The sequence below is a fragment of the Streptomyces sp. NPDC085931 genome (assembly GCF_044540565.1).
Lineage (GTDB): Bacteria > Actinomycetota > Actinomycetes > Streptomycetales > Streptomycetaceae > Streptomyces.
The window spans coordinates 73122-98271 of sequence record NZ_JBITSK010000016.1; the positions used below are offsets into that span (position 1 = coordinate 73122).

The window sequence follows — 25150 nt, forward strand, 5'->3', positions numbered from 1 at the left end:
GGGGCCGGGGGCCGGGGACCGCGTCGCGGCAGCCCGGCACACCAGCCCGGCAGCCCGGGAGACGGCGCTGTTCGCCTCCGGCGACCGGATGGCCCCCGAGCCTGCCCCACGCCCTGCACGCGTGCGGGCGGTCCGCCGCCGATGCGCTGAGCGTGCGCAGCCGGTGCGCCGGCGGTGGTCGCCGGTCAGGCCCGGCCCTCGGTGACCGCCCGTCGCCAGGCGCCCTCGCGCAGCAGCCGCAGGCCGTTCAGTCCCACGAGGACCGTGGACCCCTCGTGGCCGGCGACGCCGAGCGGCAGTGGCAGGTCGCCGGCGAGGTCCCAGACGACGAGGCCGGCGATGAACACCCCGGCGATGACGAGATTCTGCACGACCAGTCTGCGGGCACGGCGGGAGAGGGCGATGGTGGCGGGCACCGCGGCGAGCTCGTCGCGGACGATCACGGCGTCGGCGGTCTCCAGGGCCAGGTCGGAGCCGGCCCGGCCCATGGCGATGCCGGTGTGGGCGGCGGCCAGGGCGGGGGCGTCGTTGACACCGTCCCCGACGACCAGCACCTTGCGGCCCGCGCCCGTCAGCTCCTGGACGGCGGCCAGCTTGTCCTGGGGCAGCAGCCCGGCGCGCACGTCGTCGACGCCGGCCTCGGCGGCCAGGTGCGCGGCGGCCCGCGGATTGTCGCCGGTGAGCAGCACCGGGGCGGTGCCGGTGAGCCGGGTCAGGGAGGCGACCGTTCCGGCCGCGTCGGGGCGCAGCCGGTCGGCGATGCCGAGGAGCCCGGCGGGCGCGCCGTCGACGACGACCAGGACGGCGGTGCGGCCGGACTCCTCCAGTGCGGCGGCCGGACCCGGGATGTCGTCCAGCAGCCGGGCCGGGGCGCCGACCGCGACGGCCCGGCCGGCGACGACGGCGGTCACGCCGACACCGGGCGCGGACGTGAAGTCCGTGGCGTCGGGCAGGGTGAGGCCGCGCTCGCGGGCCGCGTCCACGACGGCCCGGGCCAGCGGATGTTCGCTCGGCCGCTCGGCGGCCGCCGCGAGGGTCAGCACCTCGTCCTCGGACAGGCCGGAACCGGGCAGCGGCCGGACGTCGGTGACACGGGGACTGCCCTCGGTCAGCGTGCCGGTCTTGTCCAGCGCGACCGCGTCCACCTGGCCGATCCGCTCCATCACCACGGCCGACTTGACCAGCACGCCGTGCCGTCCGGCGTTGGCGATGGCGGAGAGCAGGGGCGGCATGGTGGCCAGTACGACCGCGCAGGGCGAGGCCACGATCATGAAGGTCATGGCGCGCAGCAGCGCGTCGGTGAGCTGCGCGCCGAAGGCGAGCGGCACCAGGAAGACGGCGAGTGTCGCGGCCACCATGCCCAGGGAGTAGCGCTGTTCGACCTTCTCGATGAACAGCTGGGTGGGGGCCTTGGTCTCGGACGCCTCCTGCACCATGCGGACGATCCGGGCGATCACCGAGTCGGACGCGTCGCGTCCGACGCGGACGCGCAGGGCGCCGGTGCCGTTGAGGGTTCCCGCGAAGACCTCGTCGCCGCGGCCCTTGGGCACCGGGAGCGGTTCGCCGGTGATGGTGGCCTGGTCGGCCTCGCTCACCCCGTCCAGGACCAGGCCGTCGGCGCCGATCCGCTCCCCCGGGCGTACGAGCACGGTGTCGCCGACCGCCAGTTCCTCGACGGGCACGGTCTGTTCACTGCCGTCGGGGGCCAGCCGGGTGGCGGTGGCGGGGGCCAGGTCGAGCAGGCCGCGGACGGAGTCGGCGGTGCGGGCGGTGGCCAGGGCCTCCAGCGCGCCGGAGGTGGCGAAGATGACGATGAGCAGCGCACCGTCCATCACCTGCCCGATCGACGCCGCGCCCAGGGCGGCGACGACCATCAGCAGGTCGACGTCGAGGGTGCGTTCCCGCAGGGCCTTCAGCCCTTCCCAGCCCGGCTCCCAGCCGCCCGTGGCGTACGCCAGCGCGTACAGCGGGCCCCATGCCCAGGCGGGAGCGCCGGACAGCTGGAGAGGGAGCGCGAGCAGGAAGAAGCCCAGGGCGGCGGCGGCCCAGCGCGCTTCGGGGAGGGCGAGGACACGGGTGCGCCGCCGGGGTACGGGCCCGGGACGGGCGGTGCTCGCCCGGTCGACCGGTCGCGGCGTGAGGGTGGAGGTCATCGGGATCCTTCTGGCGGGGGCGCGGCAGCGCCCCTCACCATACAGGAACACATGAAGACTCATTCATGCCTTCATATGGAGCCCCCGGGTTCCGGCTCCCCGGACGGACCGGAACGGACCGGGACGGGCCGGGCTCAGGTGTCGAAGTCCACCGTCAGCGTCTCGGACACCGGGTACGTCTGGCAGGTGAGCACGTAGCCCGCGTCGACCTCGGACGGTTCGAGGGCGAAGTTGCGGCGCATGTCGGCCTTGCCGTCGGTGACCAGGGCCCGGCAGGTGCCGCACACCCCGCCCTTGCAGGCGAAGGGCAGGTCCGGGCGGGTCTGCTGGGCGCCTTCGAGGAGGGTCCGTTCGCGGGGCAGGGCGGAGGTGGTGGAGCGGCCGTCCAGGGTGATGGTGACCTGGCTGACCGGGCCGGAGGGGCCTGTCTCCGTGTGCACGACCTCGCGCACCGGCTCGTCGTCGGCGTAGAAGAGCTCCTGGTGGACGCGGTCGGCGGGAACGCCGAGGCCGGACAGGACCTGCTGGGCGGAGCGGACCATGCCGTGGGGGCCGCACAGCCACCAGTGGTCGGCAAACTCCACGTCGACCAGCGCGCCGATCAGCGCCGCGAGCCGCTCGGCGTCGAGACGGCCGGAGAGCACCTCCGCCTCGCGAGGCTCGCGGGACAGGACGTGGGCGAGCTGGAAGCGGGTCGGGTACAGGTCCTTCAGGTCGGCCAGTTCGTCGGCGAACATCACCGTGCCCGTGCGGCGGTTGCCGTAGAGGAGGGTGACGCGGGAGCGGGAGTCGGCGGCCAGGACGGACTCGGCGATGGAGACCATGGGGGTGATGCCGGAACCGGCCGCGACGAGCACGTGGTGGCCGGGCGTGGTGAGGTCGGGGGTGAAGGCGCCGGTGGGGGCCATCACCTCGACGGTGTCGCCGGGGCGCACCTCGTGCACCAGCCAGGAGGAGAACAGGCCGCCCGGGACGACCCGGACGCCGATACGCGGGGCCGTGCCGGCGGGTGAGCAGATGGAGTAGGAGCGGCGCTCGTCGCGGCCGTCGATCTCGCGCCGCAGGGTGAGCGACTGGCCGGGTGCGAAGGCGAACTCCTCGGCCAGTTCGGCGGGGATGTCGAAGCTGACGGCGGCCGCGTCCTCGCACAGCGGCTGCACGGCGGCGACCCGCAGGGGGTGGAAGACCGGGCGTCGGCGGGCACGCGTGCGGGCCGCCGGGGCGGGGGCCGGCTCCATCAGGTCCTCCATCAGATCTCCTTGACGTACTCGAACGGCTCGCGGCAGGCGAGGCAGCGCCACAGGGCCTTGCAGGACGTGGCGGCGAAGCGGGAGGTCTCCTCGGTGTCGGCGCTGCCGCAGCGGGGGCAGGGCACCGTGCGGCGGGTCGGCGACAGCACGAGCGGCACCGGTCCGGCGGCACGCGCGGGCGCGGCACCGGGCGGGGCGATGCCGTGCTCGGTGAGCTTGCGCCGGCCCTCGTCCGTGATCCAGTCGCTGGTCCACGGCGGGTCCAGGACGGTGCGGATCTCCACGCGCGCGTAGCCGGCGTCCCGCAGCCGGGCGGCCACCCCGGCGCGCATCTCCGCCATGGCGGGGCAGCCCGAGTAGGTGGGGGTCAGGCTCGCGACGACCGTGCCGTCCTCGGTGAGGGACACCTCCCGCAGCACCCCGAGGTCGGCCAGGGTGAGCATGGGCAGTTCGGGGTCGGGCACCTGCTCGGCGATCCGCCGGGCCCGCCGCGCGTCCAGGAGCGTGGTCACCATGTCGCCTCCGGATGGGCCCGGGCCACGCTCTGCAACTCGGCCAGCAGCGGCGCCAGATGCTCGGTGTGCTCGCCCGAGCGGCCGGAGCCGGGCAGCGGGCGGTAGACCGGCATGGGCAGTCCGGCCGCCTCGGTGACCTGCCGCAGGACCGCGACGACCTCGTCCCGCACGTCGTACGCCGTGAACAACTCGCCCAGGTAGGGGGCGATCTGCTCCTGCGCCTTGCGCATCCGCCGGTGCGACTCCTCGGTGCCGTCGCCGAGCCGCACGGCCCACTCGGCGGCGTACTGGCGGTGGTAGGCCAGCTCCTTGACGCCCTTGGCGGCGATCGCCGCGAGGACCGGGTCGCGGTGCGCGGTGAGCCGCTCGAAGTGGGCGAGGCGCCAGCTGGAGAACACCAGCAGGCGGACGACGGAGAACGCGAAGTCGCCGTTGGGCAGTTCGGTCAGCCGCACGTTGCGGAAGTCGGCGGCGTCACGGAAGTAGGCGTAGGCGTCCTCGTCGCGGCCGGAGCCGTCGACCTGGCCTGCGCGGGAGTACAGCAGGCGGGCCTGGCCGAGCAGGTCGAGCCCGATGTTGGCCAGCGCCACCTCCTCCTCCAGCTCGGGGGCGCGGGTGGTCCACTCGGCGAGCCGCTGGGCCGCCACCAGGGCGTCGTCGGCCAGCGTGACGCAGAGCTCGGCCAGTTCACGGGGGTCGACACCGTCCGGGACGGTGGTGTCGACGCCGTGCAGGGGGTCCTCGAAGCCGGTGCCGTAGGCCCAGCGGGTGTCGTCCTCGTGTCCCTCGGCGAGGGTCAGGTAGACGTGGTCGTCGCTCATGCCCTCTCCTTCAGATGTGCGGGACGTCGTCGGGGATGTCGTAGAAGGTCGGGTGGCGGTAGACCTTGTCGGCGCTGGGCTCGAAGAAGGGGTCCTTCTCGTCGCGCGTGGAGGCGGCGATGTGCTCGGAGCGCACGACCCAGATGGACACGCCCTCGTTGCGGCGGGTGTAGAGGTCGCGGGCGTGGGTGAGCGCCATGCGGTCGTCGGCCGCGTGCAGCGAGCCCACGTGGACGTGGTTCAGGCCGCGCTTGCCGCGCACGAACACCTCGTACAGCGGCCAGTCCTGCTTGCCGGCGGTCATGCCACCGCTCCCTTCCGCTCGCGACGCGCCTGCTTGGCGGCGTGGGCGGTGGCCGCCTCGCGCACCCAGGCGCCCTCCTCGTGGGCCGTGCGGCGCCGGGTCACGCGCTGCTCGTTGCACGGTCCGTCGCCCTTGATGACCCGCATCAGCTCGTCCCAGTCGGGCGTGCCGAAGTCGTGGTGGCCCCGCTCCTCGTTCCAGCGCAGCTCCGGGTCCGGGAGCGTCACGCCGAGCTTCTCGGCCTGCGGGACGGTCATGTCGACGAAGCGCTGGCGCAGTTCGTCGTTGCTGTGCCGCTTGATCTTCCAGGCCATGGACTGCGCGGAGTTGGGCGAGGCGTCGTCGGGCGGGCCGAACATCATCAGCGACGGCCACCACCAGCGGTTCACCGCGTCCTGCACCATCTCGCGCTGCTCCGGTGTGCCGCGCATCATCGTCATCAGCAGCTCGTAGCCCTGCCGTTGGTGGAAGGACTCCTCCTTGCAGATCCGCACCATGGCGCGCGCGTAGGGCCCGTAGGAGGAGCGGCACAGCGGCACCTGGTTGCAGATCGCGGCGCCGTCCACGAACCAGCCGATCACGCCGACGTCCGCGAAGCTCAGCGTCGGGTAGTTGAAGATCGACGAGTACTTCTGGCGGCCCTCGATGAGCCGCTCGGTCAGATCGGCGCGGTCGGCACCGAGGGTCTCCGCCGCCGAGTACAGGTACAGCCCGTGCCCGGCCTCGTCCTGGACCTTGGCGAAGAGGATGGCCTTGCGGCGCAGCGACGGGGCGCGTGTGATCCACTCGCCCTCCGGCTGCATGCCGATGATCTCCGAGTGCGCGTGCTGCGCGATCTGGCGGATCAGGGTCTTCCGGTAGCCCTCCGGCATCCAGTCGCGCGGCTCGATCCGCTGGTCCCGCGCGATCGTCGCGTCGAAGTGCCGCTGGAGAACCGGCTCGGTGCCGTCCGCCCCCGGGGAGCTGGAGTGTGTCGTGTCCATCCGTCCCACTTCCCAACCGACCATTCGTTCGGTCCATGGTATGACAAGGCGCCGCGCCTTGGTAAGACCCCGGCCGCCGACGCCCCGGCTCTTGACAGGCGCCGAGGCGAATTGATTACTTGGCGGCACCGAAGCTAACCGAATGTTCGGTCGGGCTACAAGGTGGTGCGAGAAGTGAGCCATACCGCTGACGCGACACCGGCCGCGGAGGCGATGTTCGCCGCGGACGAGGCCTCCCGCGGGCTGGGCATCGAGCTGCTGGAGCAGGGCGAGGGGACGGCCGTGCTGCGCATGACCGTGACCCGGTCCATGGTGAACGGGCACGGCATCGCCCACGGCGGGTACGTCTTCCTGCTCGCCGACAGCGCCTTCGCCTGCGCCTGCAACAGCCACGGCCCGATGACGGTCGCGGCCGGGGCCGACATCACCTTCGTGGCGCCGGCCCACGAGGGCGACGTCCTCGTGGCGCGGGCGGAGGAGCGCACCCGCTACGGCCGCAGCGGTCTGTACGACGTGAGCGTCCGGCGCGGCGACGAGGTGATAGCGGAGTTCCGGGGCCGCAGCCGCAGCATCAGGAGCACGAGGTCGAAGGAGCCGGCATGACCAGCCAGACGGGGACCACGACGGACAGCGCGACCGGGCGGCGGCTGGGCGAGCCCCTCCCCCACGACCTGCTGGACGACGCCGAGCGCCTGACCCGCGAGCAGCTGCGCGAGCTCCAGCTCGACCGGCTGCGCCGGAGCCTGCGGCACGCCTACGAGAACGTGGAGGCGTACCGCGAGAAGTTCGACGCGGCCGGGGTCACGCCCGAGGACTGCCGCTCCCTGGAGGACCTGGCCCGCTTCCCCTTCACCACCAAGGCCGACCTGAGGGACACCTACCCGTTCGGCATGTTCGCGGTCCCGATGGACCGGGTGCGGCGCGTGCACGCCTCCAGCGGCACCACCGGCCGCCCCACGGTGGTCGGCTACACGGAGAACGACCTGTCGATGTGGTCGGACCTGATGGCCCGCTCGATCCGGGCGGCCGGCGGCCGCCCCGGCCACAAGGTGCACATCTCCTACGGCTACGGGCTGTTCACCGGCGGACTCGGCGCGCACTACGGCGCCGAGCGGGCCGGCTGCACGGTGATCCCCGCCTCCGGCGGCATGACGGCCCGTCAGGTGCAGATCATCCAGGACTTCCGGCCCGAGATCATCATGGTCACCCCGTCCTACATGCTCACGCTGCTCGACGAGTTCGAGCGGCAGGGCGTCGACCCGCGCACCAGCAGCCTGCGCGTGGGCATCTTCGGGGCCGAGCCGTGGACGGAGGAGATGCGCCGCGAGATCGAGGAGCGGATGGACCTCCACGCCGTCGACATATACGGCCTGTCGGAGGTGATCGGCCCGGGCGTCGCGCAGGAGTGCGTGGAGACCAAGGACGGCCTGCACGTGTGGGAGGACCACTTCTACCCCGAGGTCGTCGACCCGATCACGGGCGAGGTGCTGCCCGAGGGCGAGGAGGGCGAGCTGGTCTTCACCTCCCTGACCAAGGAGGCACTGCCGGTCGTCCGCTACCGCACCCGCGATCTGACCCGGCTGCTGCCCGGCACGGCCCGGCCGGCGTTCCGCCGCATCCAGAAGATCACCGGCCGCTGCGACGACATGATCATCCTGCGCGGGGTGAACGTCTTCCCGAGTCAGATCGAGGAGATCGTGCTGCGCACCCCCGGCGTCGCCCCGCACTTCCAGATCCAGCTCACCCGGCGGGGCCGGCTGGACCACATGACCGTGCGGGTCGAGAGCCGCCCCGGCACCGGCCCCGCCCAGCGGGAGGCGGCGGTCCGGGCGATCGCGCAGGCCGTCAAGGACGGGGTCGGCGTCTCGGCCGAGGTGGCGATCGTCGAACCGGAGACCCTGGAACGCTCCCTGGGCAAGCTCCGCCGGGTGAAGGACCTGCGCGAGGACTGACCGGGGGCGCGGCGGACGGGACGGGTGCCCCGGATACGGCCACCTGACAGGCGGACAAAGCAGGGCCCTACCGGCCGTAAGCGGACAAGCGGGGCGAAACGCCGACGTGGTCCTTCGTGGCCCTGCCCGGACCGGCGACCATGCCGTGTCATGGACATCTTGCTCGTCGCCAGCACGTTCCACAGCCTGTCCCGGCGTCTGTACGCCGAGCTTTCGGACCAGGGACACCGGGTGGACGTCGCCCTCGCCGCGCACGGGGCCGACGCGGTCCGCGCCGCCGTGCGCGAGAGGCGTCCGGAACTGATCGTCGCGCCGATGCCGGCGCCGGCCCTCCCCGAGGACGTGTGGCGGGAACACACCTGTCTCCTGGTGCGCCCGGGACCGCCCGGTGACCGGGGCCCGTCGCCGCTGGACTGGGCGATCGACGAGGGCGCGTCCGAGTGGGGCGTGACGGTGCTCCAGGCCGAGGCCGCCCCGGACGCGGGTGACATCTGGGCGGACGCGGCCTTCCCGGTGCCGCAGGCCGCCAAGAGCGACGTGTTCCGCAACGAGCTGTCCGACGCCGCCGCGGCCGCGGTGCTGCTCGCGGTGCGGCGCTTCGCGGAGGGGTCGTTCAAGCCCCGGCCGCAGAGCGACCCCGGCATCCGCGTGGTGTGGCGCGACTCCTTCCGCCCGGAGCAGCGGCGGATCGACTGGGACAACGACGACACCCGGACGGTGCTGCGCAAGCTGCGCGGGGGCGACTCGCAGCCGGGCGTCCTGGACGAGCTGTGCGGCCGGGAGGTGTACCTGCACGGCGGGCACCCGGAGGACCGGTTGCGCGGCGAGCCCGGGGAGTTGCTGGCGACCCGGTCCGGCGCGCTCTGCCGGGCCACCCGGGACGGCGCGGTGTGGATCCCGGAACTGCGCTCCCGCAGGAGCTCGGGCGATCCGGCCCCGTTCCGCCGCCCGGCGGCCTCGGTGCTCTCCGGCTTCCCGGCGCCGCCCGACAGCGGTCCGGGCATGCCGGGCTCGCAGGACCGCCCGTACTGGCTGCCGGAGATCGCCGTTCCCCTCGAACTGCCCCCCGGCCGCACCACGTGGGCCGACATCCGCTACCGGCAGCGCGGCGCCGTCGGCTTCCTGTCCTTCTCCTTCCCGGGCGGTGCGATGAGCACCACGCACTGCCGCCGACTGCTCGCCGCCTACCGGTACGCGCTCACCCGCCCCACCTCGGTGCTGGTGCTCGGCGGAGCCCGCGACCTCTTCGCCAACGGCAGCCACCTGCACGTCATCGAGGCCTCCGGCGACCCGGCGGGCGAGTCCTGGTCCAACCTCCTCGCCATGAACGACCTGGTCGAGGCCGTGCTGCGCACCACCGACCGGGTGGTGGTGGCGGCCGTCGGCGGCAACGCGGCGGCCGGCGGCGTGATGCTCGCGCTGGCCGCCGACGAGGTCTGGTGCCGCACGGGCGCTGTCCTCGACCCGCACTACGGGAACCTGGGCGTGTACGGCTCGGAGTTCTGGACGTACTCGCTGCCGCGCCGGGTGGGCGCCGAGACGGCCGAGCGGCTGACGAGCGAGGCACTGCCGGTGAGCGCGGCGACGGCGGAGCGGATGGGCCTGGTGGACCGTCTGGTGCCGGTGCTTCCCGGGGAGTTCACCGCGGAGGTCGAGCGGCTGGCCGCCGAGGTGGCCGCCGACCCGGACCTCGCGCGCCGGATCACGGCCAAGACCACGGCACGGCACGCGGACGAGCTGCAGCGGCCCCTCGCCGAGTACCGGCGGACCGAACTCGCCCGCATGCGCGCCGCGTTCTTCGACCCGGAGTCCCCGTACCACGCGCTGCGCTCGGCTTTCGTACGCGGGCTCCCCGGCGAAGGCGCACCTTCGCCGGCGGCGGCCGTCGTCACGGCTTGAGCGCGCGTCCGCTGCCGACGGGCGCGGGCGTCCTCGTCCGGCCGGTCCCCCACGCCCGGGCGGGCGCGCGCGCCGCGTGTCGCCGGCCATGACGACGGCCCGTCGCGGAGTGCGACGGGCCGGTGCGGGGCCGGTGCGGGGCCGGTGCGGGGCCGGTGCGGGGCCGGTGCGGGGTGTTCGGCGGGCTGATGTCGGCTGCTGCGGAGTGTGACGGGCCGGAGCAGGGTTCGACGGGCCGGTGTCGGGCGGATGCGGGGCCGGTGCGGGCGGTTCGTCGGGCCGATGTCGGGCCGATGCGGAGTACGACGGCCGAAGCGGGGTTCGACGGGCCGGTGTCGGGCGGGTACGGAGGACGACGGGGCGGTGTCGGGCCCGTGCGGATCGAGGGGCCGCGGGTGTCACCGCCGGACGCCGGAGAGCCGGCGGGCCAGCAGCGGGATGATCACCGCGGCGGCCACCACGTGGGACACGGCCAGCACGACCTGCGTGGACACGGCCGTGTGCGGGGCCACGGCGGGGCCGGCGAGGGAGAGCACGGTGAGGGCGACGGTGGTCACCGTGAAGGTGCGGGCGGGCCTGCGGGCCCAGCGGGCGAGCGCCACCGCCAGGACGATCCCGGCGACCGACCAGAACACGACGCCGCCGAAGAACCCGCCGACCGGGATTTCGGCGGCCTCGGTGGCCCCGGGGCTCGCCGCCTCCATCGGGACGCCCGCCGCCCGGGCCAGGAGCGCGAAGGCCTCCGTCACGACGGCGCCGGCCAGGGTCGCCAGCACGCCGGCCAGCCAGACGGGACGTGCGGAGAGGAAGCCGGTGACGGTCCGGGACGGGGCCGGGACGGTCCGGGTCTGCGGGGTCGTGGCACTCATGTCACTGTCTCCTGGGGGGCGTTGAGGGCGCCGGGTGCGCCTTTCGCAGAGATGGACCGCGGTGCGCGGCGGAACTCATCGGTGTCGCGGGGACTTTCTTCGACGAGGCGTTGGTCCGGATGGCACACCTCACCCGCGCGAACCCGCCCGGCGCGGGAAGGCGTCACTGCATGGAACAGCCGACGAACCACCCCCGCCCCACCACGACTCCCGCCGTCACGGCCCTGGCCGACCCGCTGGTCAACAAGGGCACCGCCTTCACCCGCGACGAACGCGCGGCGCTCGGTCTCGACGGGCTGCTGCCGCCCGCCGTGGAGACCCTGGACGAACAGGTCGCCCGCGCCTACGAGGCGTTCCGCGGCTACGACAAGCCCTTGAACCGGCACATCTACCTGCGGCAGTTGCAGGACACCAACGAGGTCCTCTTCTACCGCCTGGTGACCGAGCGTCTGGAGGAGCTGCTGCCGGTCGTCTACACGCCGACGGTGGGCGAGGCCTGCCGGCGGTTCAGCGAGATCTACCGCCGGCCGCGCGGGCTGTTCCTCACCTGGGAGGACCGGCACCGCTTCCGTGACATCCTGCGCAACCGCCCGCACGGCAACCAGGACGTGGACGTCGTCGTCGTCACCGACGGGCAGCGCATCCTCGGACTCGGCGACCAGGGCGTCGGCGGCATGGGCATCCCCATCGGCAAGCTCAGCCTCTACACGGCGATCGGCGGCATCCACCCGGCCCGCACGCTGCCGATCCTGCTGGACGTCGGGACGGACAACGAGGACCTGCTCGCGAACCCCCGCTACCTGGGCCGCCGGGACCGCCGGCTGACGGGCGCCGAGTACGACGAGATGATCGAGGCGTTCGTGTCGGCGGTCGAGGCGGAGCTGCCCGGGACGCTGCTGCAGTGGGAGGACTTCGCCACGGCCCACGCGTATCCGATCCTGGAGCGCTACCGGGACCGGCTGCTGACGTTCAACGACGACATCCAGGGCACGGCGGCCGTCACGCTCGGGGCGCTGTCCACCGCGGCGGACGTGGCCGGCACGCCACTGACCGAGCAGCGGCTGGTGATCCTCGGGGCGGGGTCGGCGGCGATCGGCGTCGCCGAGATGATCCGCACCGCGATGATCGACGACGGGCTGACGGAGGACGAGGCCACGGCCCGGTTCTGGATCCTCGACGTGGACGGGCTGCTGGTGTCGTCCCGCTCCGAACTGTCCCCGCAGCAACGGGTGTTCGCCCGGGACGACCGCGAGGTCGCCGACTGGGACGGCACCGGCCTCGCCGAAGCGGTGCGCCGGGTCGAGCCGACCGCGCTGATCGGCCTGTCGACGGCGCACGGCGCCTTCACCGAGGAGATCGTGCGGCAGCTGGCCGCCACCTGCGAACGGCCCGTCGTCTTCCCGCTGTCCAACCCCACGTCCCACTCCGAGGCGGAGCCCGCCGACCTCACCCGCTGGACGGACGGCCGGGCGCTGATCGCCACCGGCTCGCCCTTCCCGCCGCTCACCGTCGACGGGCACGAGGTGCCGGTGGCGCAGTCGAACAACGTGTACGTCTTCCCGGCCATGGGTCTGGCGGTGACGGCGAGCCGGGCCACGCGCGTCACCGACCGCATGCTCGTGGCCGCCGCCCGGGCGGTGGCGCGGTGCGCCGTGCGGGCGGCCGACGGCGTCGAGGGCCCGGTGCCGCTGCTGCCTCCGCTAGCCGGGATGCGCGACTCCGCCCGCGAGATCGCCCTGGCCGCGGCCCTGGCCGCCGTGGAGGACGGGGTGGCCCCGCGGGCGACGGAGGAGGAACTGCGCGAGGCGATCACCCGCACCCAGTGGACACCCCGCTACGCGGACTGAGCGCCGCGGGTCGGCTCTGCTTCAGTCGGCCGAGGCGATGGGCCGCTGCCGCGCGGGGCGGTACCGGGACCTTCCACCTCCGGCCGTCGCGTGGCATGCTCACGCCAGCTCCATAGTCCTGAACGTCATTCACGTACGTGACTAGTCGAGGTGGCTGGCCCATGAAGGCACGATTGCGTCCGGTCGTTCTGCTGCTGACCCTCACCGCGCTCCTCGCGGGAGCCCTCCCCGCCGCCTCGGCGCACGGCGCGGCACGGCACGGCTCCGGCGTCCCCGACACCACCGTCCTGGACGGCGCCCGGCTGCACCGGACGAAGCTGCGCCTGGAGCACGGCGATCCCGCGCTCCGGCGCGCCGTCCAGGCGTTGCGGGCACGCGCCGACCGGTGGCTCGGCCAGGGCCCCTGGACCGTCGTGGACAAGCCGCGGCCCGCCCCCAGCGGCGACGTCCACGACTACCTCAGCCAGGCTCCGTACTGGTGGCCCACCACGGCTCCGTCCGCGGAGAACCCGTGGGGCTGCCCGTACGTGCAGCGCGACGGCGAACGCAACCCCGAGGTCGACACCGGCACCGACCGCCAGGACGTCGAGAAGACCTTCGACTCGGCCTACGACCTCTCCCTGGCCTGGTACTACACGGGCGAGAAGCGGTACGCGCTGAAGGCGGGCCAGGTGCTGCGCACCTGGTTCCTCGATCCGGCGACCCGGATGAACCCGCACCTGCGGCACGCGCAGTTCATCCCGTGCAAGTACGACGGCCGGGCCATCGGCATCATCGACTTCTCGCAGTCGTACACCAGCGTCCTCGACGCGCTCACCCTGCTGGCGACCGGCGCGCCGGGCTGGACCGCGCGGGACCGCGCCGGCATGACCGCCTGGAACACCGCCTTCCTGGACTGGCTGCGCACCAGCGACTTCGGCAGGCAGGAAGCCGCCGCCACCAACAATCACGGGACCTTCCACGATCTGCAGGTCGCCGCCCTGGCCCACGCCACCGGTGACGAGGAACTGGCCCGCCGGACGGTGCTGGAGGCGCGGAGCAAGCGCATCGCGCCCCAGATCGCGCCCGACGGCAGCCAGCCCCAGGAGCTGGCCCGCACCAGGAGCTGGCACTACTCGGCCTTCACGCTGGTCGCCCACACACGACTGGCCGCCGTCGGCCGCAACGTCGGGGTGAACCTCTGGGCCTACGAGGGCCCGCAGGGGCAGAGCCTGTTCAAGGCGGTGGACTACCTGCTGCCGGCCGCGACGGGGGCGAGCGCCTGGCCGCATCCGGAGCTCGACTTCCGGCGGTTCGCGGCGACCGACGTCGTCCACGCGGCCGCCGACGCCGGTGACCCGCGGGCCCGGCGCGCCGTGCCGCTCCTGCAGGAGCCGCCGGGCGGCGATCTGTGGGCGCTGCGCCCGGCGGCGGAACAGCTGGACTCCATCGCGGGCTGACCGCACCCGCCCCGGTCAGACGGTGGAGAGGTCGATCGCCCGGTCGACATCCCGCGGCCGCAGCACCCGCAGGATGCCCTCCAGCAGGTAGTAGTCGGCGTACGGGAGGGAGATCTCGACGCCGTCCTCGGCCGGGCGGTTGCGGGTGCAGCGGGCCACGACCGCCTCGGCGCGGGCCGAGTTCCTCGTCAGGCACGTCTCGGACAGCGCGGTGAGCAGCCGCAGCGCCACCTCGCGGTAGGCGGGCCTGCCGGTGGCCGCCGCCAGGTCGATCAGGCCGCAGGCCGTGATCGCGCCGGCCGACGCGTCCTTGATGTCGTGCGGCTGCTGCGGGGCCCGGTAGTCCCACACCGGGACGTGGTCCGGGGTCAGCGCCCCGACGACGTAGTCGGCGAGACTGCGGGCGGTGTCCAGGAACGCGCGGTCGCCGGTCCTGCGGTACATGGTGGTGAAGCCGTACAGTCCCCAGGCCTGCCCGCGCGACCAGCACGAGGCGGGGCTGTACCCCTGCACGGTGTTCGGGCCGATCGGTGCGCCGGTGGCCGGGTCGAAGTCGTAGACGTGCGGGGTCGACCCGTCCGCGCGCGGGAAGACCCGCCGGGTCGTCCTCGCGTGTTCGACGGCGATGTCCAGGTACCTGCCGTCTCCGGTCTGGCTGCTCGCGAACGCCAGCAGGTCGAGGTTCATCATCGTGTCGACGATGACGCGGCCGGCGTTCCGGGGCTCGCCCAGCGCGCCCCACGCCCTGATGAACCGGCCGCGCGGGTTGTACCGCTGGATGAGGGAGTCGGCCGCCCGCAGGGCTCCCGCGCGCCACGTCTCGTCGCCCGTCAGCCGCCAGGCCGTGACCCAGGACGGGTAGAAGAGGAAGCCGAGATCGTGCGTCGTGGTGTCGTACTGGCGCGGGGCCAGCTTCCGCGCGGAGGTGAGGGCCTGGGCGCGGAAGGTGTCGTCGCCGCTGTGCAGCCACGCCATCCACAGCGTGCCCGGCCAGAAGCCCCCGACCCAGTCACCGTTCTGGGAGTGGACCCACTTCTCGAACTTCGTGCCGACCGGGAAGGCCGTCACGGCCGGGGCGACGGCGCGCAGTTTCTCGACCGCGTAGTCGGCGGCCGCGCGCAGTGTCCGCTGGGCGGGCACCGGTGCGGCGGCTGCGGGTGCGGCCGCCGCCCCCGTCGCCGCGGCACCGGCCGCCGTCGCCAGCACGGTACGCCGGGAAACACTCATGCAGATCCCTCCAACGGGTGGGCGGGGAAACGGAGTTGACCGAGCGTCGCATGGTGAGGACGCCGCTGTACACCCACGTGAGCAATGTTCATGATGATGAACAGCCACCTGGTCGCCGCCCGGTCGGCCGCACCTTTTATCGCGTTTGCCACGACCTGGAACGGTCAACGATGTCGAGGACCTGACGAGAGCGAGCGCATCCGGAGGCGGACGCGGAATGAGCCCCACCAGACGCGGGGTGCACAACGGGTGGCACCGGCTCGGGGCCCACACCCTCGTCCGGCGGGGCCGCGACGTGGAGTTGATGCACCGGGCCATGGGGTTCGCCACCCTCGCGCTCGTCACGCTGGCACCGCTGCTGATCGTGGTGGCCGCCGCCGACCCGCTCGGGCGCGGCGGCTTCGCCTCGTGGCTGGCCGACGGCATGGGGCTGTCCGGGCGGTCCGCACGGGTGCTGACGGACATCGTCAGCCCTCCCCGCGAGGTCATCGGCACCACCAGCGTGCTCGGCGGCGTCGCGCTCGCCGTCTTCGGCGTGGCGTTCGCGGGGAGCGTGCAGAACGGTTACGAGCGCATCTGGGGCCTGGCGGCCGGACCGTGGCACCGCGTCTGGCGCCAGGCGGTGTGGATGATCGCCATGACGGTGTACCTGTACCAGGAGGTGCAGACGCGCAGCCTGGTGTCCGGGCCGCAGCGGATCGCGCTGAGCGCGGCGTCCGGTGTGCTGTTCTTCTGGTGGGGGCAGCGCTTCCTGCTGGGCGGGCAGGTCCGCTGGAGCGCACTGCTTCCCGGGGCGGTGGCCACGATGGCGGGCCTGGTGGGCCTGCGCACGTTCTCCCACTTCGTGTTCACGCCGCTCATCGTCACCAACGCGATCAGCTACGGGGCGGTCGGCGTCGTCCTCGTCGTGGAGTCCTGGCTCATCGGCGTGGGCTACGTGTTCTTCGGCGGGGCCCTGCTGGGACGCTGGATCCTGGACCATCACGGGCGGGCGCGGACGTCCGAGCCCTGACGGCCGAACTCTGGCGGGCCGAGCCCCGACGACCGAACCCTGACGGCCGAACTCCTACGACCGAGCTCCGACGACCGAACCCTGACGGCCGACCTCCGACCGGCCGAGCCCTGAGGGCCGGGCCTGACGTGACGGCTGCTCGGGCGTGGTCGGCCTGCCTGTGCAGACCAGGACCGATCGGGTGGGGCCCGGGCCGATCGCCTATCTTGGCGCCCATGCAGTCCTACACGATCGGCCAGGCCGCACGGCTCCTCGGCGTGAGCCCCGACACCGCGCGGCGCTGGGCGGACGCCGGGCGGGTCGCGACCCATCGGGACGAGGGCGGGCGGCGCCTGATCGACGGCCGGGACCTGGCCGCCTTCTCCGTGGAACTCGCCCGCAGCGGCGGCGCCGACGAGGACGCCGCCCCGTACACCTCCGCGCGCAACGCCTTCCCCGGCATCGTCACCGCCGTCAAGCTCGGCGACGTCGCCGCGCAGGTGGAGATCCAGGCCGGACCGCACCGCCTGGTGTCGCTGCTGACCCGGGAGGCCGTGGAGGAACTGGGGCTGGAGGTCGGCATGGAAGCCACGGCCCGGGTGAAGTCGACGAACGTGCACATCGACCGGGCGTGAGACACCCGTACGAACGCACATACCAGCCGAGCGGAGCACTTCCCCCGCTCATGCGAACCCACAGGAGACATCTCCCTGGCAGCTGCGGCACTATCATCGACGTACGCATGCACGCCCACCGCACCGGGGGTGCGGCCGCGTCACCCGAGAGTACGCAGAGGGAGTGCACCCGAGATGATCCGTACCGCGCGCCGCCGTCCGCTCCGCACCGCGGCGGCCGGAACCGTCGCCCTGCTCGCCCTGAGCGCGTGCTCGCCGTCCGGGTCGGACACCTCGGGCTCCCCCGCCTCCGGTGAGTCGCCGGGCAGGGTGTCCGGCGAGGTGACCGTCTTCGCCGCGGCCTCGCTGCAGGACAGCTTCACCGACCTCGGCAAGCGGTTCGAGCGGGAACACCCCGGCGCGAAGGTCACCTTCAGCTTCGGCGGCAGCGACTCCCTCGCCGCGAGCATCACCGGCGGCGCCCCGGCGGACGTGTTCGCCGCGGCCAGCCCCAAGACCATGAAGATCGTCACGGACGCCGGGGACGTCTCCGGCACACCCGCCACCTTCGTGCGCAACGAGCTGGAGATCGCCACCCTCCCGGGCAACCCGGAGGGGATCTCCTCCCTGAAGGACCTCACCGCCAAGGGCCTGAAGGTCGTGCTGTGCGCCCAGGAGGTGCCGTGCGGCGCCGCCGCGCGCAAGGCCCTCGACACCGCCGGGCTGAAGCTCACCCCCGTCTCCTACGAGCAGGACGTGAAGGCCGCCCTGACGAAGGTCGAGCTGAAAGAGGCCGACGCGGCCGTCGTCTACAAGACGGATGTGCGCGCGGCGGGTGACAAGGTGGAGGGCGTGGAGTTCCCCGAGTCCGCCGACGCCGTCAACGACTACCCGATCGCCCTGCTCAAGGACGCGCCCAACGCCGGAGCCGCCGAGGCGTTCATCGCGCTGGTGCGCTCCGCCGAGGGCCGCCGCGTCCTGAGCGAGGCCGGGTTCCGCACGCCGTGACCGGCCCGACCGACAGCCCCGGCGCCTCGACCGGCGGGCCCGGCACGCCGACCGGCAAGCGCGGCGCCACGGCCGACAAGCCCGGCACGCCGACCGGCAAGCCCGGCGCCACGGCCGACGCCCTCCGGGGTGGGCCGCGGCGCCCGCGGGCGCGGACCGGCGTCCCGCTGCCGCTGCTCCTCCCCGCGCTGATCGGCGTGGCGTTCCTGACCGTCCCGCTGCTCGCCCTGCTCGTCCGCACACCGTGGCAGGGCCTGCCCGAGCAGCTGACCAGTGCCGCGGTGTGGCAGGCCCTGCGGCTGTCCCTGGTCTGCGCGACGGCGGCGACCGCGGTGAGCCTGCTGATCGGCGTGCCGCTGGCCTGGCTGCTGGCCCGGGTCGACTTCCCCGGCCGCGGGATCGTCCGGGCCCTCGTCACGCTGCCCCTCGTCCTGCCGCCCGTCGTCGGGGGCGTGGCCCTGCTGATGGCCCTCGGGCGCAACGGCATCGTCGGGCGGTGGCTGGACGCGTGGTTCGGCATCACCCTGCCCTTCACCACGGCGGGAGTCGTCGTCGCCGAGGCGTTCGTGGCGATGCCGTTCCTCGTCATCAGCGTGGAGGGCACCCTGCGGGCGGCCGATCCGCGCTACGAGGAGGCCGCCACGACCCTGGGCGCCTCCCGTTTCACCGCGTTCCGCCGGGTCACGCTGCCGCTGATCGCCCCGGGCATCGCGGCCGGGGCGGTGCTGGCCTGGGCGCGGGCGCTGGGCGAGTTCGGGGCGACCATCACCTTCGCCGGCAACTTCCCCGGCCGCACACAGACCATGCCGCTGGCCGTCTACCTGGCCCTGCAGAACGACCCGGAGGCCGCGATCGCCCTGAGCCTGGTGCTGCTGGCGGTGTCGATCGCGGTGCTGGCCGGGCTGCGGGACCGCTGGATGAGCGCGGGGTGACCGACATGAGCGAGAGCCGCATGAACAGCCGCGACAGCCGCTACGACCGGAGCAGCGGCGACCGCCGCGACAGCCGGCCGGACGAGGGCCGTACGGTCGAGAACCGCACCGACGAAGACCGCACAGACGAGGGCCACACGGTCCAGAGCCACACGGTCCGGGGCCACGCGGACGAGGACCACACGGCCAAGAGCCGCACGGTCGAGGCGCAGGATCCCGGCGTCCGTGCCGGGTCCGGCGCGGACGGGCTGGACGCGCATCTCGTCGTGGACCGCGGCCCTTTCCGCCTCGACGTGGCCCTGACCGTCGCACCCGGTGAGGTGGTCGCCCTGCTCGGCCCGAACGGCGCCGGCAAGACCACCGCCCTGCGCGCCCTCGCCGGCCTGACCCCGCTCACCGGAGGCCGTCTGCGGCTGGACGGCAGGGATCTGGACCGGGTGCCGCCGGAGTCCCGCCCGGTCGGCGTCGTCTTCCAGGACTATCTGCTCTTCCCCCACCTCAGCGCCCTCGACAACGTCGCCTTCGGCCCCCGCTGCCGGGGCGCGACGAAGGCGGAGGCCCGCGCACAGGCCGCCGCGTGGCTCGACCGGCTGGGGCTCGCCGACCACGCGGGTGCCAGACCGCGCAGGCTCTCCGGGGGCCAGGCCCAGCGCGTCGCCCTGGCCCGCGCCCTGGCGACGCGTCCCCGCCTGCTGCTCCTCGACGAGCCCCTGGCCGCCCTGGACGCCCGTACGCGCCTGGAGGTGCGTGCCCAGCTGCGGCGGCACCTGGCCGACTTCGAGGCCGTCGCCGTCCTGGTCACGCACGACCCGCTGGACGCCATGGTGCTGGCCGACCGCCTGGTCGTCGTCGAGCACGGCCGGGTCGTCCAGGAAGGCACCCCGTCCGACATCGCCCGCCACCCGCGCACGGACTACATCGCGCAACTGGTCGGCCTCAACCTGTACCGGGGCGAGGCCGACGGCCACACCGTCCGGCTCGCCGACGGCCCGTCCCTCACCACCACGGAGCTGCTGTCCGGCCCGGTCTTCGTGGCGTTCCCGCCCGGCGCGGTGACCCTCCACCGCAGCCGCCCCACCGGCTCCAGCGCCCGCAACCTCTGGCGCTGCGAGGTCGCCGGCCTGGAGACCCACGGCGACCAGATCCGCGCCGACCTCACCGGCGAACTCCCCCTCACCGCCGACCTCACCACGGTCGCCGCGGCCGAACTCGACCTGCACCCCGGCGCCGAGGTCTGGGCAACGGTGAAGGCGGCACAGACCCACGCCTATCCCGTCTGACCGGGCGAACGACGGGCAGACATGGTGGTCTGACGCATAGCCATGACCTGAACTATGGTGTCTCACCACATGTGCGCCTGACCTGCGGGTTTCTACGGTGTGCCGACAGGTACCCGTCCCCACCGCACACGAGGAAGTGGCGCACATGGCCTCCGCAGCATCCGCTCCCCCGACGCCGAGCAACCTCAAGCGCATCGTCGCCGCGTCCCTCATCGGCACCACCATCGAGTGGTACGACTTCTTCCTCTACGGCTCCGCCGCCGCGCTGGTGTTCAACAAGCTGTTCTTCCCCGACTCCGACCCGCTCGTCGGCACGCTGCTGTCCTTCCTGACGTACGCCGTCGGCTTCGCCGCCCGGCCCCTGGGCGCCCTGGTGTTCGGGCACTACGGCGACCGGCTCGGGCGCAAGAAGCTGCTGGTGCTCAGCCTGCTGCTGATGGGTGGGGCGACCTTCGCGATCGGCCTGCTGCCGACCCACGCCACCATCGGCACCGCCGCGCCGGTCCTGCTCACCGTGCTCCGGCTGGTGCAGGGGTTCGCGCTGGGCGGTGAGTGGGGCGGCGCGGTGCTGCTGGTGTCGGAGCACGGGGACGCGCGGCGGCGCGGCTTCTGGGCCTCCTGGCCGCAGACCGGCGCACCGGCGGGCCAGCTCCTCGCCACCGGTGTGCTGTCCCTGCTGACCGCCGTGCTGTCGGACGCGGCGTTCACCGGCTGGGGCTGGCGGATCCCGTTCCTGCTCTCCGGTGTGCTGGTCGTCGTCGGTCTGTGGATTCGTCTGTCCGTCGACGAATCGCCCGTGTTCAAGCAGGCGCTGGCGCAGGCCGAGGCCCGCAGCGCGGCCCGGGACGCGGAGGCGGAGAAGCTGCCGCTCGTCGCCGTGCTGCGCCACCACTGGCGTGACGTCCTGGTCGCGATGGGCGCGCGCATGGCGGAGAACATCAGCTACTACGTGATCACCGCGTTCATCCTCGTCTACGCCACCACCTCGGCCGGCGTCTCCAAGCAGACCGCCCTCAACGCGGTGCTGATCGCCTCGGCCGTGCACTTCGCGGTGATCCCGGCGTGGGGCGCGCTCTCCGACCGGATCGGCCGCCGGCCCGTGTACCTGGTGGGCGCGGTCGGGGTCGGGCTGTGGATGTTCCCCTTCTTCGCGCTGATCGACACCGGCGGCTTCGGCAACCTGCTACTCGCCGTGACCGTCGGACTGGTGCTGCACGGGGCGATGTACGCGCCGCAGGCCGCGTTCTTCTCCGAGATGTTCGCGACGCGGATGCGCTACTCCGGGGCGTCCATCGGCGCCCAGTTCGCCTCCGTGGCGGCCGGCGCGCCGGCGCCGCTGATCGCCACCGCGCTGCTGTCGGACTACGGCAGCTCCACACCGATCGCCCTGTACGTCATCGCCGCGGCCGCGCTCACGGTCGTCGCGATCGTGGCGGCCAAGGAGACCCGCCACCGGGACCTGGCCGACGTCGCCCCGCCGGCCGAGGCGGAGCCGGCGGCGGCCGTCCCGAGGGACGACGCCCGGGCTCTGTGAGAGCCAGGTGGCTCCCGCCGGCCCCCGTACGCCCAGGCGTACGGGGGCCGGTGCTGTGCCGGGGGTGCCGTCAGTCCCACCGGGTGTGGGCGTGGGAGAGGACCGACCGGGAGCGCGGCGGGGTCAGTGCGGTGCGGGTGCCGACAGTCGGTGCAGGCGCAGCGCCAGCTGGATCTCCAGGGCACGGGCCGGGCTCTGCCAGTCGTCGCCGAGGAGCCGGCCGACGCGCTCCAGGCGCTGGGCCACCGTGTTCACGTGGACGTGCAGGGCGTCCTTGGTGCGCGCCGGGCTCATGCCGCAGGCGAAGTACGCGTCCAGCGTGCGCAACAGCTCCGTACCGCGGCGCCGGTCGTACGCCACGACCTGGCCGATGGTGCGGTCGACGAAGCCCGGGATGTCCCGGTCGCCGGCCAGCAGCAGCCCCAGGAAGCCGAAGTCCTCGGCGGCGGCCCCGTCCCCGGTGCGGCCGAGCAGGCGCAGCGCGTCGAGGCAGCGGCGGGCCTCCCCGTAGGCCGTGGCCACCGCGTCCGGACGGGTGGCGAGGCCCTCGGCGGGCGCGGAGGCACCCACGGTGACCGGGGCGCGGACCGCCGCGCCCAGCCGGCGGGCGGCGTCGCGGGCCAGGTCGGTGGCGGTGGCGCCGGGGTGGAGCGGCAGCAGCAGGACCGTGCCGCCGTCCCGGGCGGCGGCGAGGCCGTGCCGGGTGGCCGCGAGGTGGGACGCCGCGGCCGCCAGGCGTCTGCGGACGTCGGCCTCCTCGCCGGCGTCGGCGCCGCCGCCCTCCAGCCGTGCGGCCAGCACCACGTGGACGGCGTCGAGGTCGGCGTCGAGGCGGGCCGCGCGTTCCCGCAGCACGCGCGGGTCGCGGTCGCGCGCGTCGAGCAGGTCGTCCAGCAGTTCCCCGCGCACGCGCTGTTCGGCCTCGGCGGCGGAGCGGCGGGCCAGGAGCAGCAGGGACGTGACCATGGCGGCCCGCTCCAGCGTGCGCTGGTCGACGGGGTCGAGGCCCGGGTGGCCGCGCAGTACCAGCGCGCCCAGCAGTTCGCCGCCGGCGGCCACGGCCGCGATCCAGTCGTCCTCGTGGCGTACCGCGTGCCCCTCCGCGCGGGACGCCTCCAGGGCCCCGGCCGGTGCCGCGGCGGCCTCGGTGAACTCGACCGTGCCGTCGAGGACCTGGGAGACCGCGGCCGCCACGTCGTGCACCCCGCCGCCGCGCAGGACCAGCTCCGCGAGCCGGTCGTGCACGTCGGAGGCGCGCTCGATGACGCCGCTGCGGTCCCGGATGATCTCGTTGGCCCGCTCCAGGCCGGCGAGGGCGGACCGGGTCTCGGCGAGCAGGTTGGCGGTGTCGATGGCGGCCGCGGCCAGGGCGGCGAAGGAGCCGAGCAGGGCGATCTGCTCCCGCTCGAAGACCCGGGCCCGGCGGTCCGCCGCGAACAGCACGCCGATGACGTGGTGCCCCAGCGTGAGGGGCACGCCCAGGATCGCGACGAGCCCCTCGTCGCGCACGCCCGCGTCGATGGTGAGGGTGTGCTGGAAGCGGTCGTCCTTGAAGTAGTCGTCGGTGACGTAGGGGCGTGCCGTCTGGGCGACGAGACCGCCGAGGCCCTCCCCCATGCCGAGCCGCAGCTGCTGGAAGCGGGCGGCGACCGAGCCCTCGGTGACACGCATGTAGGTGTCGCCCCGGACCGGGTCGTTCAGACTGAGGTACGCGACGTCCGTGCCCAGCAGGGAGCGGGCGCGCTGGACGATCGCCTGCAGCACGGCGTCCAGGTCGCGCAGCCCGGCGAGGTCGTGGGCGGTCTCGAACAGCGCGGACAGCTCGGCCTCGCGACGGCGCCGGCCCTCCAGCTCGGCGCGGACGCGCAGGGCGAGCGGCTTGGCCCGCTGGAGCGCCGCGATCCACTCGGCGGGCCGCCCTTCGGCGCGCGCGAGCAGCACCGGCTGCTCGTAGGCGTCGGCGGACGCGCCCCGGGCCAGGAGCTCCAGATACGGCGTCTCGGCACTCGCCGGCCGCTGTCCGGGGCCGGCGGAGCGCTCGGCTTGCTGCACGTGATCGCTGGACATGCTCACAGGATTCACCATGACCCGGCCGTCCCGTCAGGCCTGTGGACAACTGCCGGGCGGCCCGGCGTTCAGTGGGCGGTCCAGCCGCCGTCGAGGACGAGTGAGGCGCCGGTCATGTAGGAGGCCTGGGGGGAGCACAGGTAGGCCACGGCCTCGGCGACCTCCTCCGGTTCGATGAGCCGCTTCACGGCGCTGTCCTGGAGCAGCACCTCGGACAGGACGCGCTCCTCGGGGATGCCGTGGGCGCGTGCCTGGTCGGCGATCTGGCGTTCGACCAGGGGGGTGCGCACATAGGCGGGGTTCACACAGTTGGAGGTGACACCGTGGGGGGCGCCTTCGAGGGCGGTGGTCTTGGACAGTCCTTCCAGGCCGTGTTTGGCGGCCACATAGGCCGCTTTGTAGGCGGAGGCGCGCAGCCCGTGGACGGACGACACGTTCACGATGCGGCCCCACTGCTGCCCGTACATGTGGGGCAGGGCGCCGCGGATGAGCCGGAACGGCGCCTCCAGCATGACGGTGAGCACCGTGTGGAAGACGTCGGGCGGGAAGTCCTGGAGGGGGCGCACGAGCTGCAGTCCGGCGTTGTTGACCAGGACGTCGGTGCCGGCGGCGGCCTGCTCGGCGGCGTCCAGGTCGGTCAGGTCGAGCACGTGCGGTTCCACGGTGCCCGCGAGGCCGTGGCCCTGCGCGGCGAGCGCCTCCAGGCCGGCGGCGTCCCGGTCGACGGCTCTCACCTTGGCGCCGGCGGCGGCGAGCCGCAGCGCGCAGGCGCGGCCGATGCCGCCTGCGGCACCGGTGACGAGCGCGGTGCGGCCGCCGAGGTCGAGCGGACTGGCGTGGGGAGCCGGGAGGACACGGGGCGCGGTCATGTCTCGACCCTAGGCAGGGCCACACGCACGACCCATGTGGTCACGCCCCACAGTTCAGCTGGAACCAGTGGGGTCGAACCATGTGGGGGCGTCTGCCAGCGCCTGCTTGATCCGCAGCAGGCCGAACTCGTTCAGCTCGGGCAGGGCGTCGATGTCGAACCAGGCCACGTCCAGCGACTCGTCGTCGTTGACCCGGGCCTCACCGCCGACGGCACGGCAGCGGAAGGTGATGTCCATGTACTGGCAGACGTCGCCGTTGCCGTAGGTGACCGGTTCCATGGCCTGGACGAGGACGATCCGTTCGGCGACGCAGCGCACGGCCGTCTCCTCGTAGACCTCGCGCACGGCGCAGGCCGCCGGTTGCTCCCCCGGGTCCGGGATGCCGCCGATCACGGACCACCGGCGCGTGTCGGCCCGGCGGTTCAGCAGCACTCTGCCCTCGTCGTCGAAGACGAGGGCGGTGACCCCGGGGAGCCAGAGCAGCTGGTGACCCGCGGAGGCGCGGAGCGTGCGGATGAAGTCAGGAGTGGCCATGGTCACGACCCTAAGGGGCCGGTCGGGGCGCCCCGGCCGGATTCCCGCGGTGTGCGGGCGGT

General features: G+C 73.8%; 22 protein-coding genes. 11 read left to right on the forward strand and 11 right to left on the reverse strand.

The window, feature by feature from the left end:
* Positions 1-185: 185 nt before the first annotated feature.
* The 6 genes from ACIGAN_RS29170 to paaA all read right to left on the reverse strand — a co-directional run bounded on the left by ACIGAN_RS29170 (position 186) and on the right by paaA (position 6026).
* Positions 186-2153 carry a heavy metal translocating P-type ATPase gene (locus tag ACIGAN_RS29170; RefSeq protein ID WP_399862051.1) on the reverse strand — a complete coding sequence of 656 codons (1968 nt, stop codon included), beginning with the start codon at positions 2151-2153 and terminating at the stop codon, positions 186-188.
* A gap of 134 nt (positions 2154-2287) precedes the next feature.
* On the reverse strand, positions 2288-3403 hold the full coding sequence (paaE, locus tag ACIGAN_RS29175) for a 1,2-phenylacetyl-CoA epoxidase subunit PaaE (RefSeq protein ID WP_365740305.1): 1116 nt from the start codon (positions 3401-3403) through the stop codon (positions 2288-2290).
* Positions 3403-3918, reverse strand: a complete 516-nt coding sequence (gene paaD / locus ACIGAN_RS29180) for a 1,2-phenylacetyl-CoA epoxidase subunit PaaD (protein ID WP_399862053.1) — start codon at positions 3916-3918, stop codon at positions 3403-3405. Before paaD ends, paaE begins: the two co-directional genes overlap by 1 nt.
* Positions 3912-4739: a 1,2-phenylacetyl-CoA epoxidase subunit PaaC gene (paaC, locus tag ACIGAN_RS29185; protein WP_365740303.1), complete on the reverse strand. Its 828-nt coding sequence runs from the start codon at positions 4737-4739 to the stop codon at positions 3912-3914. The genes paaD and paaC overlap by 7 nt, the downstream gene beginning before the upstream one ends.
* Positions 4740-4749: 10 nt before the next feature.
* The gene (gene paaB / locus ACIGAN_RS29190) at positions 4750-5043 is read right to left on the reverse strand and encodes a 1,2-phenylacetyl-CoA epoxidase subunit PaaB (RefSeq protein WP_094051976.1); all 294 of its coding nucleotides are present in this window, start codon (positions 5041-5043) and stop codon (positions 4750-4752) included.
* Complete coding sequence (gene paaA / locus ACIGAN_RS29195) at positions 5040-6026, reverse strand: 1,2-phenylacetyl-CoA epoxidase subunit PaaA (protein WP_399862056.1); 987 nt, start codon at positions 6024-6026, stop codon at positions 5040-5042. The genes paaB and paaA overlap by 4 nt, the downstream gene beginning before the upstream one ends.
* A gap of 213 nt (positions 6027-6239) precedes the next feature.
* On the opposite strand from paaA, the gene paaI reads away from it, so the two are divergent.
* The 3 genes from paaI to ACIGAN_RS29210 all read left to right on the forward strand — a co-directional run bounded on the left by paaI (position 6240) and on the right by ACIGAN_RS29210 (position 9877).
* Positions 6240-6629 (forward strand): hydroxyphenylacetyl-CoA thioesterase PaaI, encoded by a 390-nt coding sequence (gene paaI / locus ACIGAN_RS29200; RefSeq protein ID WP_365094934.1) that lies wholly within the window; start codon positions 6240-6242, stop codon positions 6627-6629.
* Positions 6626-7978, forward strand: a complete 1353-nt coding sequence (gene paaK, locus ACIGAN_RS29205) for a phenylacetate--CoA ligase PaaK (RefSeq protein ID WP_399862058.1) — start codon at positions 6626-6628, stop codon at positions 7976-7978. The genes paaI and paaK overlap by 4 nt, the downstream gene beginning before the upstream one ends.
* Positions 7979-8128: 150 nt before the next feature.
* Positions 8129-9877: an enoyl-CoA hydratase-related protein gene (locus tag ACIGAN_RS29210; protein ID WP_399862060.1), complete on the forward strand. Its 1749-nt coding sequence runs from the start codon at positions 8129-8131 to the stop codon at positions 9875-9877.
* 398 nt (positions 9878-10275) lie between these two features.
* Here ACIGAN_RS29210 and ACIGAN_RS29215 read toward each other — a convergent pair whose 3' ends face one another.
* Entirely contained in the window at positions 10276-10746 is a 471-nt protein-coding gene (locus tag ACIGAN_RS29215; RefSeq protein ID WP_365740299.1) for a DUF6069 family protein, read from the reverse strand.
* 170 nt (positions 10747-10916) lie between these two features.
* Between ACIGAN_RS29215 and ACIGAN_RS29220 the strand changes: the two genes are divergently transcribed.
* The gene (locus ACIGAN_RS29220; RefSeq protein WP_399862063.1) at positions 10917-12593 is read left to right on the forward strand and encodes an NAD-dependent malic enzyme; all 1677 of its coding nucleotides are present in this window, start codon (positions 10917-10919) and stop codon (positions 12591-12593) included.
* 161 nt (positions 12594-12754) lie between these two features.
* Positions 12755-14032, forward strand: a complete 1278-nt coding sequence (locus ACIGAN_RS29225; RefSeq protein ID WP_399862065.1) for an alginate lyase family protein — start codon at positions 12755-12757, stop codon at positions 14030-14032.
* Between the two features lie 15 nt (positions 14033-14047).
* Here the strand turns inward: ACIGAN_RS29225 and ACIGAN_RS29230 are convergent, their stop codons facing one another.
* Positions 14048-15259, reverse strand: coding sequence for a glycoside hydrolase family 88 protein (locus tag ACIGAN_RS29230; protein WP_399862067.1), 1212 nt, complete (start codon positions 15257-15259; stop codon positions 14048-14050).
* A gap of 217 nt (positions 15260-15476) precedes the next feature.
* Between ACIGAN_RS29230 and ACIGAN_RS29235 the strand changes: the two genes are divergently transcribed.
* The 6 genes from ACIGAN_RS29235 to ACIGAN_RS29260 all read left to right on the forward strand — a co-directional run bounded on the left by ACIGAN_RS29235 (position 15477) and on the right by ACIGAN_RS29260 (position 21618).
* A complete protein-coding gene (locus tag ACIGAN_RS29235; RefSeq protein WP_399862069.1) occupies positions 15477-16271 on the forward strand; it encodes a ribonuclease BN in 795 nt (264 codons plus the stop codon).
* 215 nt (positions 16272-16486) lie between these two features.
* Positions 16487-16885: a TOBE domain-containing protein gene (locus ACIGAN_RS29240; protein WP_365094888.1), complete on the forward strand. Its 399-nt coding sequence runs from the start codon at positions 16487-16489 to the stop codon at positions 16883-16885.
* A 174-nt stretch (positions 16886-17059) separates the two neighbouring features.
* Positions 17060-17872, forward strand: coding sequence for a molybdate ABC transporter substrate-binding protein (gene modA, locus ACIGAN_RS29245; RefSeq protein ID WP_365740295.1), 813 nt, complete (start codon positions 17060-17062; stop codon positions 17870-17872).
* Entirely contained in the window at positions 17869-18804 is a 936-nt protein-coding gene (modB, locus tag ACIGAN_RS29250) for a molybdate ABC transporter permease subunit (RefSeq protein WP_399862071.1), read from the forward strand. Before modA ends, modB begins: the two co-directional genes overlap by 4 nt.
* 5 nt (positions 18805-18809) lie before the next feature.
* Positions 18810-20084 carry an ABC transporter ATP-binding protein gene (locus tag ACIGAN_RS29255; RefSeq protein ID WP_399862073.1) on the forward strand — a complete coding sequence of 425 codons (1275 nt, stop codon included), beginning with the start codon at positions 18810-18812 and terminating at the stop codon, positions 20082-20084.
* Positions 20085-20229: 145 nt separating this feature from the next.
* On the forward strand, positions 20230-21618 hold the full coding sequence (locus tag ACIGAN_RS29260; protein WP_399862075.1) for an MFS transporter: 1389 nt from the start codon (positions 20230-20232) through the stop codon (positions 21616-21618).
* Positions 21619-21741: 123 nt separating this feature from the next.
* Here ACIGAN_RS29260 and ACIGAN_RS29265 read toward each other — a convergent pair whose 3' ends face one another.
* From ACIGAN_RS29265 to ACIGAN_RS29275, 3 genes are all read right to left on the reverse strand, one after another.
* On the reverse strand, positions 21742-23685 hold the full coding sequence (locus tag ACIGAN_RS29265; protein ID WP_365740291.1) for a helix-turn-helix domain-containing protein: 1944 nt from the start codon (positions 23683-23685) through the stop codon (positions 21742-21744).
* Between the two features lie 68 nt (positions 23686-23753).
* On the reverse strand, positions 23754-24554 hold the full coding sequence (locus ACIGAN_RS29270) for a 3-hydroxybutyrate dehydrogenase (RefSeq protein ID WP_365094871.1): 801 nt from the start codon (positions 24552-24554) through the stop codon (positions 23754-23756).
* Positions 24555-24608: 54 nt separating this feature from the next.
* Positions 24609-25088, reverse strand: coding sequence for an NUDIX hydrolase (locus ACIGAN_RS29275; RefSeq protein WP_399862078.1), 480 nt, complete (start codon positions 25086-25088; stop codon positions 24609-24611).
* Positions 25089-25150 lie beyond the last annotated feature (62 nt).